Source organism: Candidatus Melainabacteria bacterium RIFOXYA2_FULL_32_9 (genome assembly GCA_001784615.1).
Lineage (GTDB): Bacteria > Cyanobacteriota > Vampirovibrionia > Gastranaerophilales > UBA9579 > UBA9579.
Genome location: MFRQ01000018.1, coordinates 1 through 15,672, shown reverse-complemented (window position 1 = coordinate 15,672; position 15,672 = coordinate 1). Strand labels below are relative to the sequence as shown.

Sequence of the window (15,672 nt, the reverse complement as noted above, 5' to 3'; positions counted from 1 at the left end):
TTTAAACAACAAAACTCCTTTTGACCCTAACTGGAAAAATTCTGTTCAATTTGCTTGACTTTCAACACAGAATCTAAATAGATAAAAGGATTTATATAACTAAATTAAAAGTTCTCAAAATTAATTAATTTAATTTCTGGAAAAAGTATTTGATTTCATGTCATGCTTTTGTTATAGTTCCATGTCATAACCGCAGACAGTTGGTATCGAAAGATTTAATAAGTAGTAAAATAAAGAAATTTAAAAAATAACTACTTACCAACCGAGGAAAAGAGTAAATTTGAATAGTGATGCAAAGTTGCATTAATCACTTAAAAGAAATGCAAATAACACTAGCAAGCATTATTTAAAACTCTAAAATCCTATTTCAAATTCGGATTCTGCGGTCAGTAGCAGAATTTTTTGTTTATAACCCAATTGAAGGGAGGTAATATATTAATGGCAACTAAAGCCTTCAAAAATGAGAAGATACAGGAACTTAGCGATAGCATCGCAAAGTCTAAAGTCGCAATAGTTACTGACTATAGAGGTTTGACTGTAGCAGAAATTACCGATTTAAGAAGACAACTCCAAAAAGAAGGTGCGGAATACACCGTTGTTAAGAATACTCTAACAAAAATAGCTATTAAAGATACACCTTACGATGGACTGGAAAACTTCCTTGAAGGACCATCAGCAGTTGTATTTGGTTTTCAAGACCAAGTAGCTCCAGCTAAAATTCTTACACAATTTATTAAAAAAGCTAAAAAAGTTGATCTTAAACTTAAAGGTGGAGTACTTGAAGGAAAAATACTTTCACCTGAAGAAATTAGACAACTTTCTGAACTTCCAAGTAAAGAAGAACTTTACGCTAAGATTCTTGGCAGCGTAAATTCTCCAGCAAGTGGCTTGGTAAACGTTATAAATGGTGTCGCAAGAGCACTTGTTATAGCAATGGAAGAAGTCAGAAAACAAAAAGAAGCACAGCAATAAGCAAAATAATTGGTTAATTTAAATAGTAAAAGGTTAAGTCAGTATATAAACAGAAAAGGAGAAAGAAAATGAGTGCAACAATTGACGATATTTTAGGCAAAATAGAAAACTTAACATTATTAGAAGCAGCCGAATTAGTTAAAAAAATGGAAGACAAATTTGGCGTATCCGCTGCCGCTCCAGTAGCAGTTGCAGCTATGCCAGCAGGCGCTGCTGCTCCAGCTGAAGAAGCTGAAGAAGTTGAAGTGAGTGTTATTCTCGCAAGTGTTGGTGCTAACAAAATTAACGTTCTTAAAGAAGTTCGTGCAATCACAGGTCTCGGCTTAAAAGAAGCTAAAGACTTAGTTGATAATGCGCCAAAAGCAGTTAAAGAAGGCCTCAAAAAAGAAGAAGCTCAAGATATTAAAGCTAAACTTGAAGCTCAAGGCGCAACAATTGAAATTAAGTAAATTTCATTGCGAAGCGGGTGTTAGCTAAAACCTGAAAGACGGCTTTGCTGGATTCGAAGGTTTTAGAAAAACACATTCTAACATCTCTTTACAAAAATAATGTGTTATACTCATGTTGTGAGGTGTGGGAAATAAATTACCAAAAATTTAGTGATAGATTTATTAGTTAAGGTCAATGGGAAAAGATTCCCATGGCCTTGACTAACATGTTTTTTGCTATACTATGATACTAAACTCATTAGTAGTTTTTTGACAATTTTTAATGTTAGAAATATAAGTGCACCACATATAGGCGAGGTTAGTAATGTCTACAAAATATGTTGAACGCGTAACGCCAAAAGGACTTGAAGTTTCCCATTTGGCTGAGTTACCTGACTTGACTGAAATACAAAAAAATTCATTCGAATGGTTCTTAAAAGAAGGCTTAAAAGAAGAATTATTATCTTTTTCCCCAATTAAAGACTACACAGGAAGATTGGAATTACATTTTTTACCCAATTATACATTCGATAATCCAAAATACACAGTTGAAGAAGCCAGAATTCATGACGCAAGCTACACAAAACAGCTTCGAGTTATGATGAAACTGGTTAACCGTGATACCGGTGAGATAAAAGAACAAGAAGTTTACGTTGGTGATATCCCTATGATGACCGAAAAGGGCACATTTATCATTAACGGAGCTGAAAGAGTTATTGTCAGCCAAATAGTTAGATCTCCTGGTATTTACTATAAACGTGATATCGCACCTACAGGAAAACGTCTCTATAATGCAACCCTTATTCCTAACAGAGGTGCCTGGTTAAAAATAGAAACTGATATTAATGATATAGTTTACGTAAAAATAGATAAAAACAGAAAAATTCTCGCAACCACACTTCTAAAAGCTCTCGGTATCAGTGTAAGCGAAATGGAAACTATCTTTAGGCATAGTGAATTTTTAAGAAAAACTCTTGATAAAGATACAACAAAAAACACAGATGAAGCATTAATAGAAGTATACAAAAAATTAAGACCTGGTGATCCTGCTAGTGCAAGCGGTGGCAGATCTATCATTGAAAGCAGATTCTTTGATGAAAAAAGATATGACCTTGGAAAAGTAGGTAGATATAAGCTAAATAAGAAATTAGGGCTTAATTTACCAGAAACACAAAGAACTCTTACAGTACAAGATATTGTTGCCAGCATTGAGTATCTAATTAACCTTACATTCGATGAAGGTAATGTTGACGATATCGATCACTTAGGTAACAGACGTATAAGATCCGTTGGAGAACTACTTCAAAACCAATTCAGAATTGGTTTAACAAGACTGGAGAGAATTGTTAAAGAGAGAATGACTCTTCAAGACACAGAAACTCTAACTCCAACTAGCTTATTAAATACAAAACCATTAGTAGCAGCAATTAAGGAATTCTTTGGTTCATCACAATTATCACAATTTATGGATCAAACAAATCCTCTTGCTGAATTAACACATAAAAGAAGATTATCAGCTTTAGGACCTGGTGGTTTAGCTAGGGAAAGAGCCGGCTTTGCAGTAAGGGATATTCATCCTAGTCATTATGGAAGAATATGCCCTGTAGAAACACCTGAAGGACCTAATGCAGGTTTGATCGGAAGTCTTAGTACATTTGCAAGAGTAAATGAATATGGCTTCATTGAAACACCTTACCTTTCGGTAAGAGACAACAAAGTAACAGAAGAAGTTCATTATCTAAGCGCTGACGAGGAAGATAACTTCCGTGTAGCGCCTGGTGATATTACATTAAACCCAGATAGATCAATATCAACTGAATTAGTGCCAATTCGTTATCGTAGTGAATTTACAATGGGTGAATCCAGCAAAGTTGACTACGTTGGCGTTTCACCTATTCAGATTATTTCAGTTGGTACAGCGCTAATTCCGTTCCTTGAGCACGACGATGCTAACAGAGCACTGATGGGTTCTAACATGCAACGTCAAGCAGTGCCTCTTTTAAGAGCTCAACGACCAATGGTTGGTACAGGCATTGAAAAAAGAGCTGCAACAGATTCAGGAATGGTAATAGTTGCGCAACAAGATGGTGTTATTGAGCGTGTAACCGGCGATGAAATTCAAATAAAAGATACAGCTGGACGTATTCATAAGTATACTCTTATGAAATATGTTCGCAGCAACCAAGATACATGCTTAAATCAAAAACCAGTTGCAAAAGCCGGACAAAAAGTTCAAAAAGGCGATGTTATAGCTGACGGTGCAGCAACTGAATTTGGAGAATTAGCATTAGGTAGAAATGTACTTGTAGCATTTATGCCTTGGGAAGGTTATAACTTCGAAGATGCTATCTTAATTAGTGATAGATTAGTACACGATGATGTGTTTACAAGTATTCATATAGAAAAATTGGAAATAGATGCTAGAACTACTAAATTAGGACCTGAAGAAATTACAAGAGAAGTTCCTAATGTTAGTGAAGATAGCTTAAGACACCTTGATGAAAGAGGTATTGTCAGGATTGGTGCTAGAGTCTATGCTGATGATATTCTTGTAGGTAAAGTAACTCCAAAAGGTGAATCAGAACACCCTCCTGAAGAAAAACTCTTGAGAGCAATTTTTGCTGAAAAAGCAAGAGATGTTAGAGATAACAGCTTGAGAGTTCCTCACGGAGAAGGCGGTAGAGTCGTTGACGTAAAAGTCTTTGACCGTGAAAAAGGCGATGAATTACCTCCAGGAGCTAACACAGTTATCAGAGTTTATATAGCTCAAAAACGTAAAATTAGTGTTGGCGATAAAATGGCTGGAAGACACGGTAATAAAGGTATAATTTCAAAAATATTACCTAAAGAAGATATGCCATTTTTACCAGACGGCACTGCAGTTGATTTAGTATTGAATCCTCTTGGTGTACCGAGCCGTATGAATGTAGGACAAACATATGAAACGCTTTTAGGCTTAGCAGCATTCTTAACGGGAAAATACTATGAAGTACCGCCTTTTGATGAAATGTTTGGTGAAGAAGCTTCAGGAGTAGCAACTACAAAAGAAATTATTGAAGGTATCGAAAAAACAAATCTAAATTGGGTACAGGAAGATGGAAAAGTTACTTTATACGATGGCAGAACAGGTGAATCTTTTGATCAACCAGTTTCAGTTGGTATGATCTACTTAATGAAGCTGGTTCACCTTGTAGATGACAAAATTCACGCAAGAAGTACCGGACCATACAGTCTTGTTACACAACAACCTCTCGGTGGTAAAGCTCAATTTGGTGGTCAACGTTTTGGAGAGATGGAAGTATGGGCATTAGAAGCATATGGTGCAGCATATACTCTCCAAGAAATGCTTACCATTAAGTCTGATGATGTTAATGGCCGTAGCAGAGCTTATGAAGCAATTGTAAAAGGTGAGAATCTACAAAGACCTGGAATTCCAGAATCATTTAAGGTACTTGTACGTGAATTACAAAGTATTGGCTTAGATATCACTGTGGCTAAACGTGGTGGATTAGAAGTCGATTTAATGAGCGACACTGACGATATTAGAAAATCAGCTCCAAAACGCACCTTAAGTGATCTTGATTCTGAACTTTTAAATATCAATTTCTTCCAGACACCTGGAGCTTTTACAGATTAAGCAAGCTTCATAATCAATTCAACTCAATAATAACGTAGTTTTATATAAATAAAGAGGGAGAATAGCCTTGTCTACAAGTATAGATTATTTTGATTATATAAGGATTGGTATTGCTTCTCCAGAACGTATATTAAAGTGGTCCTTCGGAGAAATAACTAAGCCAGAAACCATTAATTATCGTACTTTAAAACCAGAAAGAGATGGATTATTCTGTGAAAGAATTTTTGGTCCGTCAAAAGACTGGGAATGTTACTGCGGTAAATATAAAAGAGTAAGACATAAAGGCATTATATGTGAAAGATGCGGCGTAGAAGTTACTGATAGTAAAGTTAGACGCCATAGAATGGGACATATTAAACTTGCTGCTCCTGTAACACATATATGGTTCCTAAAAGGTATTCCTAGTTACTTAGGACTATTACTCGATATGTCATTAAAAGATTTAGAACAGGTTATTTATTTTAATAGCTATATTGTTCTAAATCCAGGAGAATCAGAATTTAAGAAAACACAGCTTCTTTCAGAAGAAGAATACGAAAATTATGCATTAGAAAACGAAAACACTAAACTAGAAGTCGGAATTGGTGCGGAAGCAATTAAACAACTTCTTTCAGAAATAGATTTAGCAACATTAACTGAAGGAATTAAAGATGAATTAGCCTCCGTTGGAAGCTCAATTCAAAAAAGAGCTAAATTAATTAAAAGACTTCGTTTGTTTGAATCACTAGCATCAAGTAATACCAATCCAAGCAGTATGGTAATGGATGTATTGCCCGTTACTCCTCCTGACTTAAGACCTATGGTTCAATTAGATGGTGGTAGATTCGCGACCAGCGATCTTAATGATTTATATAGAAGAGTTATTAATAGAAATAACCGCTTACAAAGACTTCTCGAAATGGGAGCACCAGAAATTATCGTTAGAAACGAAAAAAGAATGCTCCAAGAAGCTGTAGACGCATTAATTGATAATGGTAGAAGAGGAAGAACTGTAATTGGTCCAAATAATAGACCGTTAAAATCTCTCAGCAATATCATAGAAGGTAAACAGGGTAGATTTAGACAGAACCTCCTCGGCAAAAGGGTTGACTATTCAGGAAGAAGCGTTATTGTAGTCGGTCCTCGCCTTAAATTAAATCAGTGCGGCTTACCAAAAGAAATGGCACTTGAACTATTCAAACCATTTGTTGTTAATAAACTCATTGAAAGAAGTATTGTACAAAACATTAAGTCAGCTAAAAAGAAAATTGAGAGAGCCGAAAACGTAGTTTGGGACGTACTTGAAGAGGTTATTGACGGACATCCGGTAATGCTAAACCGCGCACCAACCCTACACAGACTTGGTATTCAAGCATTCGAGCCAGTACTTGTTGAAGGTCGTGCTATTCAATTACACCCTCTTGTATGTTCTGCTTTTAACGCGGACTTCGATGGTGACCAAATGGCTGTTCACGTTCCTCTTTCAATTGAGTCACAAACTGAAGCAAGAATGTTAATGTTAGCTACAAATAATATTCTTCTTCCAGCTACAGGAAAACCTGTAATAACACCTTCCCAGGATATGGTACTTGGCATATATTACCTTACTATTAGTCCACATGAAAATAGTAAAGTAGAAAGATATTTTGTTAATTTCGACGACGCAATCGCAGCTTATGAGGCTGGTGTAGTCAGTTTACACTCAAAAATTTGTGTCAGAGATGAAAAAGGTGAAAGAATAGAAACAACACCTGGAAGAATCATGTTTAACCAGGCAGTTTCAGCCGCTATATTAAGCGCATAAGTCGTCTATAAGTAAGTGAGGTAAATTTAGATTATGAGTACTCTACTACCTAAAAATACAAAAAAATCTATTGAATACATAAATAAAATAATGGATAAGAAAGCGTTAAATAAGCTTTTATCACAAGTATATTTAGAATTTGGTACAGCTAAAACATCATTTTTAGCTAATGTTCTTAAAGATCTTGGTTTTAAATACGCAACAAAGGCAGGTACAACTATTTCTATTGAAGATCTTGATGTACCAAAAGCCAAAAAAGATCTTCTTAGAAAAGCTGAAGATGAAATTGATAGAGCAACAAATCGTTACTTAAAAGGTGAAATAACAGAAGTAGAACGTTACACAAAAGTTATCGATACCTGGAGTGAAACAACAGAAAAATTAACTAAAGAAGTTGTGGATAATTTTGACAGATTAAATCCAGTTTATATGATGGCATTCTCTGGAGCTAGAGGTAACATAAGTCAGGTTAGTCAGCTTGTGGGTATGCGTGGATTGATGGCTGATGCGCAAGGACAGATCATTGACTTACCTATTAAAGCAAACTTTAAAGAAGGCTTAAGTGTAACAGAATATATTATTTCTAGTTACGGCGCAAGAAAAGGTCTCGTAGATACAGCTCTTAAAACAGCTGACTCTGGATATCTTACAAGAAGACTGGTTGACGTTGCACAAGACGTCATTATCAGAGTAGAAGACTGTGAAACATCAATTGGTATTAATATGGCCACAATATCTCATGGAGATAAAGTAATTGTTTCTCTTGCTGATCGTTTATTAGGAAGAACCAATGCAACTGATATTGTTGATAATGAAGGAAATGTTATAGTACCTGCTAATACTCTACTAAATAGAATAGAAGTGGAAAAAGTTGTTAAAGCTGGTATTAAAGAAGTAAAAGTTCGCTCTGCATTAACCTGTGAACTTGAATATGGTATTTGCCAGAAATGTTATGGTTGGGCGCTAACCAGCAATAAAGCTGTAGATATAGGTGAAGCTATAGGAATTATTGCTGCACAGAGTATTGGTGAACCCGGTACACAGCTTACCATGAGAACATTCCACACTGGAGGCGTATTTAGAGGTACTTCAACTCTTCAAGAAATAAAATCTAATGTTAGCGGTAAAATTATCTCCAAAATACCTACTCGTGAGCTAAGAACCCGTCACGGTGATCTAGTAGAGGTAAGTACTAAAGATAGCAAAATGGAAATAGAAGATAAAAACGGAAAAGTTCATTCGTTTAATATTCCTCAGGGTTCCACTGTATTTTACAGTACCGGCAAGGAAATCGAAAAAGGTCAAGTTATCGGAGAATTTGAACCTGGTGCAGCTCGTGGTGAAGGCCGTTTAACAGAGAGAGCGACCAAAGATATTACTGCTGATTTAAGTGGTCAAATCATTTTCGACGGATTCAATGTTGACGAAAAACGTGACAGACAGGGTAATACCAGTAGAACAGCCAATAGAAGCGGTAAAATTTGGGTATTATCAGGAGATGTTTATAATCTTCCCGGCGGTTCGAAAATTTTAGTCAAAGATCAACTAGATGTCAAAAAAGGCGATATTCTTGCTGAAACTACTACCGTAAGTGAACATGGTGGTGAAGTTAAACTTGGCGGCGAACTTGAAATTGAAGAAGTAACGACTGATGGAAGAAAAATTAAAAAAGTTGTTAATGGTAAAGAAATTACAATAGTAATAGCTTCTATCACTCCTGCAAACGCTGTTCTTGAAAAAACTAAGAAAGAACAATTATGGAAAGTTGAAAAAACAGGTGAAACATATATTATAAAATCACCTGTTGATACCGTGGTTGAGAATGGCATGACAATCGCTGAACTTATTGACGATGAATATACCGTAAATTCAAGCGGTGAAATTCGCTATGCAGGAATTGAAGTTGATGAACATCATATAATCACTAAACCAGGAAAAGTTATCTTCATTCCTGAAGAAATTCATCAAGTAAGTAAAGATTCTACTTTAAAAATGGTGGAATCCGGTACCTATGTGACTGTAGATACTGAGATTGTTAAAGATGTAAGAGCTCGTATCGATGGTGTTGTTGAAATTAAAGAATATAATGATATCATTCACGAAGTTATAATTAGGCCTGGAGAACTACATAAAGTAGAAAATGTAAGTACATTAAAAGTAGAAGATGGAGATATTGTAGAAGCTGGTACTGAAATAGCGCCAGGAATAGCCGCAAAAGAAAAATCTATGGTAACTATAATGTCTTCAGCTCAATTTGGTCTTAATGATTTTGAAATCGAAGATATTGACGAAGAGTTCCAAGAAGAAGCAGAACCAAAAGAAGAAAAAGTAGATATCTTATTAAGACCTGTTCAAGAATTTGATATTAAGCCTAAAGAAGTATCAATAAAATTCTCTTCCACAGAAGAAGATCTCATTGATATGGCTTCTGTTACTCAATTACAATATCGTGATGGAAGCAGAATAAGACAATTAGAAGGTGCTAACTTAACTAGAACCAGTTTAGTTCTTCAAATGCAAGGTTATTTAAGCCATCTTAAAGGATTAGTTGAGCTTGAACCTAAAGAAGCAGCTGAAGAAGATCAAAACGTTAAAATAGTAGTACTTGAAAACTTAATCATAAGAAGAGAAATTGAGGACGTAACAAGAGGTGTTTCTTCTCTACAAACAGAACTTTTAGTTGAAGATGGTCAAATCATCGAGCCTAAAGTTCCTGTTTCCAAAACTCAAGTACTAGCCAGAAATAATGCTAAAGTAAGTCTTAACGAAAATACTGAAGCTGAAATCAGAAGATTATTACTTATATCATCTGAGCTTGAAACAAAGATTGAACTAAAAACCAACCCTATAATAAATGTTGGTGATTTGGTAAAAGTTGACCAAATAATCTCAGAAAGTGGAGAAATTTCAAAGCTATCTGGTCAAATAACCGGTATTAAAGGTAAAACAGTAACAATCCGTGGTGGAAGACCATACTTAATTAGTGCTGGTACTCAATTACAGGTTGACAGCAACGGTTTAGTTCAACGTGGTGATTTACTTGCAACTCTTGTATTTGAACGTCAAAAAACAGGTGACATCGTTCAGGGTCTTCCAAGGGTTGAAGAACTACTTGAAGGTAGAAAACCAAAAGAAAGTGCTATTCTTGCTGAAGAAGATGGAGAAGCTGAAATCGAATACGATGAGGATACTCCTAGACTCTTTATAGTAAGTGAATCAGGCCGTCAGGAAATTAAGGTTCCGATAGATTCAAATATTATAGTTTCAGATAAAGAAAAGATTAAAAAAGGTCAACCTTTAACAGATGGTCCTCTAAATCCACATGATATCATCAGACTCAGTGGGCCAAAAGCAGTTCAACAATATCTTGTTGACGAAGTACAAAGAGTATATAGATCTCAAGGTGTTGAAATTGCTGATAAACACATTGAAGTTATCGTACGTCAGATGACCAAGAAAGTTAAAGTTGATGACTCAGGTGATACCAAATTATTACCAGGAGAATTAGTAGAACTCTATACTCTTGAAGCTGAGAATTCAGAAGTAGAAAAACTTGGAGGGAATCCAGCTACTTACCATCCTGTACTACTTGGTATTACTAAGGCAAGTCTTAACACTGACAGCTTTATCTCAGCTGCCAGCTTCCAAGAAACTACAAGAGTATTAACAGAAGCTGCTGTTGAAGGTAAAAAAGACCAGTTAAGAGGCTTAAAAGAAAACGTTATTATCGGTAGGTTAATTCCTGCAGGTACTGGTTATTACCATCTGAATCACGCTGCAGAGTTGAAAGAAAATGAAAGACAACAACGCAGTACGAGAGGTAATGCAAGAAAACCTTCAGCTATTCTTGAAGAAATTGAAGGCTTATTTGGTTCACCAGACTTTACAGTTGAATAAATATACTGAAATATAGAAAGAAAGCTCCTATGATTAGGGGCTTTCTTTTTCAAAACTATTTAAGGACGCAATAAAAAATACTTACGCATTTTTTACTGCTCGATTATTTGCTGGTTATAAGAAGCAGGCTACAAAAATACTTATGTATTTTTTACGCTGTCCTTAATGGATTAAAGCTTAAGATTAAACAGCATCTTCTATGTATAATTTCTCATCTTCAAGAAACTTTTCGAGATCAAAAACGCTCATTATGCCACCATCTTCCAATATAACCTCAATAGAAGTGTATTTATTTTTATCAAATTTGCTTGTTGTATTATGGCTTAACTTTTCAACAGGTAAATTTACTATATCAAACACATCATCTACTACTAATCCAAGCTGAAGGTCAGATGATTTAATGACAATTATTTTAGTCTTATCTGTTATTTTTGAGTCTGAGATCTGCAAAAAGCTCCTTATATCAACAACTGTTATAAATTCACCCCGAAGATTGATTATTCCTTTAATAAATTCAGGAACACAAGGAACCGGAATCAAACTTACAAGCTTGAATTTCCTAAATTCTCTGACATATTTTAAACTAATACAATATTTTTCATTATTTAAGCTAAAAGAAACAAACCTATTTTCCTGAGAAAAATCTTTATCTGTCTCGATTTTAAGTTCTTTTTGCAGATTAATAGCTCTTTTTTTAAATTTTTCCTGAGATAATTTATCTTTTGAAAATAAATCTGCTGAAACATATGTTGGAGCTTTAAAATCAAGATTATCTACCTTGATAGCCTCTATATTATTAACGACTATATCCAGATCAAGAAAAGCAACCAAATAATCAGAACTTTTATAAATGCCTGAAATAAATTTTTCACTGGAGTGATAAGGAAGAGGTTCTAAAAATTCTTTATCATATTGAATAACATCATTTACAGAATCTACAATTATTCCAATAATTTTCTCATTGGTATTAATAATTAATACCTGATGCTCAGGAGTATAATCAGCTTGTGGAATCCCGAGAAACTTACGTAAATCAATAACACTAATAATTTTTCCCCTGAGATTCATCACTCCAACTATATATTCAGGAACTTTTTCAAGAATATTTAAAGCAGGAAGCTGAACAATCTCAATTATTTTTTCTGCAGGAATAGCATAAACTTTTTCTGATAAAGCAAAAGTCATGTATAGTTCAGATGATTTCTTTGAAGAAAGATCATTAATAGTTAAAAAATTTTTTTCCATACTTCCTAGTTTTCAAAATAAAATTCTATTCTGTTTCTACCATTATCTTTTGCTGTATAGAGAGCCATATCTGCTCTTTTTAACAGATCTTTTTCTGTAACTACACTAGGCGTTAAATTTGCAATTCCTATACTTACCGTAACTCTAACAGGAGTATCACCATATCTAAAGTCTTCCTGTTCAATTCTCTTCCTTAATCTTTCAATAGGTATTGCTGTTCTTTCCAAGCTAGTTTCAGGCAATATTACAACAAATTCTTCTCCGCCATATCTCGTTACATAATCTGTTCTTCTAAGGGAAGATTTAATAATTTTAGCGACTTCTGCAAGAATTTTATCACCAAATTGATGACCATAGGTATCATTTAACTTTTTAAAATGATCTATATCAAACATTGCAAGACTTAAATCAGTACCATATCTTTTAGCCCTTGCAAATTCTCTATCCAGAGCCTGTTGAAAATATCTTCTATTGTAAAGACCTGTTAATCCATCTGTTATGGTTAAAAATTTTGTTTCTGAATATAACCATCTAATTCTCATCAATATCTTTAATTCTTCGAGAACAATGTTTACAATCCTTGAAGACTGGAATTTTTCAGGCTCCGCATGGTATAAACAAAGCCCGCCTAATACTTTATCTGCATAAACTATAGGTATAATGGTTCTTGATTGAAAACTAGAAAGCTGGGTTACAGAAGTTGATTCATTATTAACTTTTTCAAATATCTCATATGTATAAGAATCTCTATTTAAAGAAAAATCCTCAGAGAAAATTGTGTTGAAGAAATCTTTTTTGATTTCATTAATCATGTTTTCTTCAAGATTTATATTATATAAACTTAAAACAAGGGTTTTCTCTTTTTTATCATCTCTGTCATTAAAGAAAATACCAGCAACATTATAATCAAGAATTGAGGTTAGTAATAAAAGCAGTTCTTTATTAAGAACAACTGTATTAAGTACATATTCAGACAGATTTCTAAATTCATTAATAATTGTAGATTCTATTAAAGACTGATCAAGAATATGCTTGATTTTTGCCTGTATACAACTGGAAGTAAGCAATTGTCTTTCTTCGATAATCTTTTTTCTTTCTTCTTCAGTTATATTCTTTGTATTAGAAAGAAATTTTTCAATTATTTCTAGAAGTTGTGTAATATCCCTGTCTTTTGTAAGAAAAGCATCGGCCCCAGCTCTTAAACCCCAAAATCGATCGAGCTTTTCATTTAAATGGGTAAGCAAAACTATGGGGATGTCTCTTGTTATATCATCATTTTTCAATAACCTGCAAAATTGGTAACCATTTATTTCAGGCATAACAATATCAGCAATAATTAAATCAGGAATCATTTGATAAGCAGCAAAAATCCCCTCAATTCCATCTTTTGCCGTTACTACTTCAAAACCTGATTTTAATAAAGACACTTTCAAGCTTGTAAGCTGAGTTACACTATCATCAACTAAAAGAATTTTTCTTTTCATAAACTTTCTGACTTATTCTAATTTTCTTATATGTCTTAATTTTAATCCATATGATACATGTAATCAATATATTACATATTATAAAATAAATTTTAACACAGTGAAAAATTTTATAATTCAAAGTATTAATAGATGTCTAAAATAGAAATATCTAGTAAAATTAAATAGTAATTGATCGGAAGAAGGTAAAATCAGAATATGTTTAAAAATTTAAGTTTAGAAGAAAAAATTAGATACAAAACCAGATTTAGTCAGATTCTTCTTTTAATAATCAGTGGTATGGCTATATTTGGTTTTTACAAAGTTCAACAATCAGAAATAAGTCCTCTAAGTCTGGTTTTAACCATCTTAGTATTATGTATTTTTGGCATAATTTTGACCGAATTTTTTAAACAATGGGTAAATATCACTATTTCAGAACCAATATATGATGCTGTAGTCCATACTAATTCAGCATCTTCAGAAATTATAGAAGCAACAACCAAACAAGAAAATGTTATTTCAACACATTTAACACTATTAAAAGAAACAGCCAATGCAATTGAAAACCTAAATAAATCATCAAATCAAACAAAAGTAAGTGCACAAAAAGTTGCAGAAAAATCACAAGAAATTCTTTCTATGTCTAGCAAAGAACAAGAAGCAGTTAAAGCTAATATAGAAAAAATGAGAACCTTAAAGCAAAAAATAGAGATAATTGCAGAGTTAATTCTTGAATTAAGTGAACATACGCAACAAATTGGAAGTATTATTGGTGTTGTAGAAGATATTACTGAACAAACAAATATGTTGGCTCTTAATGCAGCAGTAGAAGCAGCAAGAGCTGGTGAACATGGTAAAGGTTTTGCCGTAGTTGCGAGTGAAATTAGAAAACTTGCTGATGAAAGTAAACAAGCTACATCAAAAATTTCTTCATTAATTTACGATATTCAACAAGCAACTAATTCTACGGTTATGGCTACAGAAGAAGGTACTAAAGAAATTGAATCCGGGGTTGATTTAGCTCATCAAATAGCTCAAAGTATAGATCTTTTACGTAATACAATCAATGAAACGGTTAAAGATGTTGAAGAGATTGTTGATTCTGCAAATAGTCAATCTGTTTGCACCCATGAAGTTTCTGATGCGATTAGCTCAATTAATCAGGGATTACTTGATTCAGCCAGCAATATTAAGCAAAATATATTAATTCTTCAAGGTTTAATAAATATATCAAAATCATTAAAAGAAAAAGTTATTGGAAATACCATACACAAGGAAAGCAACGACTACAAGAATTATAAGGTATAACAGATGGACTTTCTTGAAGAAGAATTAGAAGAGATATTAAATATTTTCAGAGAAGAAAGTGAAGAACACCTACAAAAAATAAATCAATGTCTCCTCAAGCTTGAAGCAAATCCAAAAGATAGCATGGTTATTTCTGAATTATTCAGAGAAGCACATAGCCTTAAAGGCGCAGCCAGAATGATTGGTCTAAATGATATTCAAGCTGTAGCCCATAAAATAGAAGATATTTTTGGATTAGCCAAGGAAAATACCTTAAAAATCACTCCTGAAATTGTAGATATTCTTTGTAAATCTGTTGATTGCATAGCTTCAATTGTTGAAGAATCTATACAAACAAGGGGCGCATGCCATTCTGTCAATGTTGATAAAATGCTTGAACAGCTTGAAATCATCAAAGAGTCTGTAAATCAAGCTACATCTAAATCTGAAATCAAACAGAATAATCTTATAAAAGAGGAGAAAATTCAAGAACCTGTTGATGACAACTTAGAAAAAGAGTCCATTGCTAAAATTAATTCTTTTTATGAGAATGCCAGCAGCCTAATTCCTTTAATTAAAGAAAAAATAGGTGATCTTAAAAAGTTTTCGATGGACGTAAACACAATTTCAGAATTTTACAAACTAATTACAGATCTGGATTGTCAAGCACAATCTATTAATATTTATGAGATAAAAGAACCCGTACAAGACATAAAAGTAAAATTAGACGGGGTTGTTAAAGGAAGCGGTATTCTGCTTGGCGCTGAAGTTGATGAAATAGAGGAATCTTTTAATAATTTTCTTGGAAATCTAGAAAGAACCCGACCAAATTTCAGCAGTGGAAGCAATATCCCTATTATTCAGTTAGAAGATAAGGATAATAATTTCTCTTTACCAGAGAAAAATGAGGATATTCAAGAGCACCAGGAGTTTTCAGAAAATAAAAAACAAGAAAAT

General features: G+C 33.7%; 8 protein-coding genes and 1 pseudogene. 7 read left to right on the top strand and 2 right to left on the bottom strand.

Annotation, left to right across the window (positions count from 1 at the left end; genetic code table 11):
* Window positions 1-438 precede the first annotated feature (438 nt).
* The 5 genes from A2255_05900 (at window position 439) to A2255_05880 (ending at window position 10,717) form a co-directional block, all read left to right on the top strand.
* Window positions 439-972, top strand: a complete 534-nt coding sequence (locus A2255_05900) for a 50S ribosomal protein L10 (GenBank protein ID OGI23126.1) — start codon at window positions 439-441, stop codon at window positions 970-972.
* 68 nt (window positions 973-1,040) lie between these two features.
* The gene (locus tag A2255_05895) at window positions 1,041-1,421 is read left to right on the top strand and encodes a 50S ribosomal protein L7/L12 (protein OGI23125.1); all 381 of its coding nucleotides are present in this window, start codon (window positions 1,041-1,043) and stop codon (window positions 1,419-1,421) included.
* Between the two features lie 358 nt (window positions 1,422-1,779).
* Window positions 1,780-5,037, top strand: a complete 3,258-nt coding sequence (locus A2255_05890) for a DNA-directed RNA polymerase subunit beta (GenBank protein OGI23127.1) — start codon at window positions 1,780-1,782, stop codon at window positions 5,035-5,037.
* Between the two features lie 67 nt (window positions 5,038-5,104).
* The gene (locus A2255_05885) at window positions 5,105-6,820 is read left to right on the top strand and encodes a DNA-directed RNA polymerase subunit beta' (protein OGI23124.1); all 1,716 of its coding nucleotides are present in this window, start codon (window positions 5,105-5,107) and stop codon (window positions 6,818-6,820) included.
* A gap of 33 nt (window positions 6,821-6,853) precedes the next feature.
* A complete protein-coding gene (locus A2255_05880; GenBank protein OGI23123.1) occupies window positions 6,854-10,717 on the top strand; it encodes a DNA-directed RNA polymerase subunit beta'' in 3,864 nt (1,287 codons plus the stop codon).
* Between the two features lie 183 nt (window positions 10,718-10,900).
* On the opposite strand, the gene A2255_05875 is transcribed toward A2255_05880, so the two are convergent.
* Window positions 10,901-11,962 (bottom strand): hypothetical protein, encoded by a 1,062-nt coding sequence (locus A2255_05875; GenBank protein OGI23122.1) that lies wholly within the window; start codon window positions 11,960-11,962, stop codon window positions 10,901-10,903.
* 5 nt (window positions 11,963-11,967) lie between these two features.
* Window positions 11,968-13,446, bottom strand: coding sequence for a hypothetical protein (locus A2255_05870; protein ID OGI23121.1), 1,479 nt, complete (start codon window positions 13,444-13,446; stop codon window positions 11,968-11,970).
* A gap of 198 nt (window positions 13,447-13,644) precedes the next feature.
* Here A2255_05870 and A2255_05865 point away from each other — a divergent pair, with 198 nt between their 5' ends.
* Both A2255_05865 and A2255_05860 read left to right on the top strand, forming a co-directional pair.
* Window positions 13,645-14,736 (top strand): hypothetical protein, encoded by a 1,092-nt coding sequence (locus A2255_05865; protein OGI23120.1) that lies wholly within the window; start codon window positions 13,645-13,647, stop codon window positions 14,734-14,736.
* Window positions 14,737-14,739: 3 nt separating this feature from the next.
* Window positions 14,740-15,672, top strand: a pseudogene (locus A2255_05860) (hypothetical protein).

Coding starts and splice junctions, on each gene's coding strand:
- A2255_05900 (OGI23126.1), top strand. CDS start 439: ATGGCAACTAAAGCCTTCAAAAATGAGAAGATACAGGAACTTAGCGAT.
- A2255_05895 (OGI23125.1), top strand. CDS start 1,041: ATGAGTGCAACAATTGACGATATTTTAGGCAAAATAGAAAACTTAACA.
- A2255_05880 (OGI23123.1), top strand. CDS start 6,854: ATGAGTACTCTACTACCTAAAAATACAAAAAAATCTATTGAATACATA.
- A2255_05875 (OGI23122.1), bottom strand. CDS start 11,962: ATGGAAAAAAATTTTTTAACTATTAATGATCTTTCTTCAAAGAAATCA.
- A2255_05870 (OGI23121.1), bottom strand. CDS start 13,446: ATGAAAAGAAAAATTCTTTTAGTTGATGATAGTGTAACTCAGCTTACA.
- A2255_05865 (OGI23120.1), top strand. CDS start 13,645: ATGTTTAAAAATTTAAGTTTAGAAGAAAAAATTAGATACAAAACCAGA.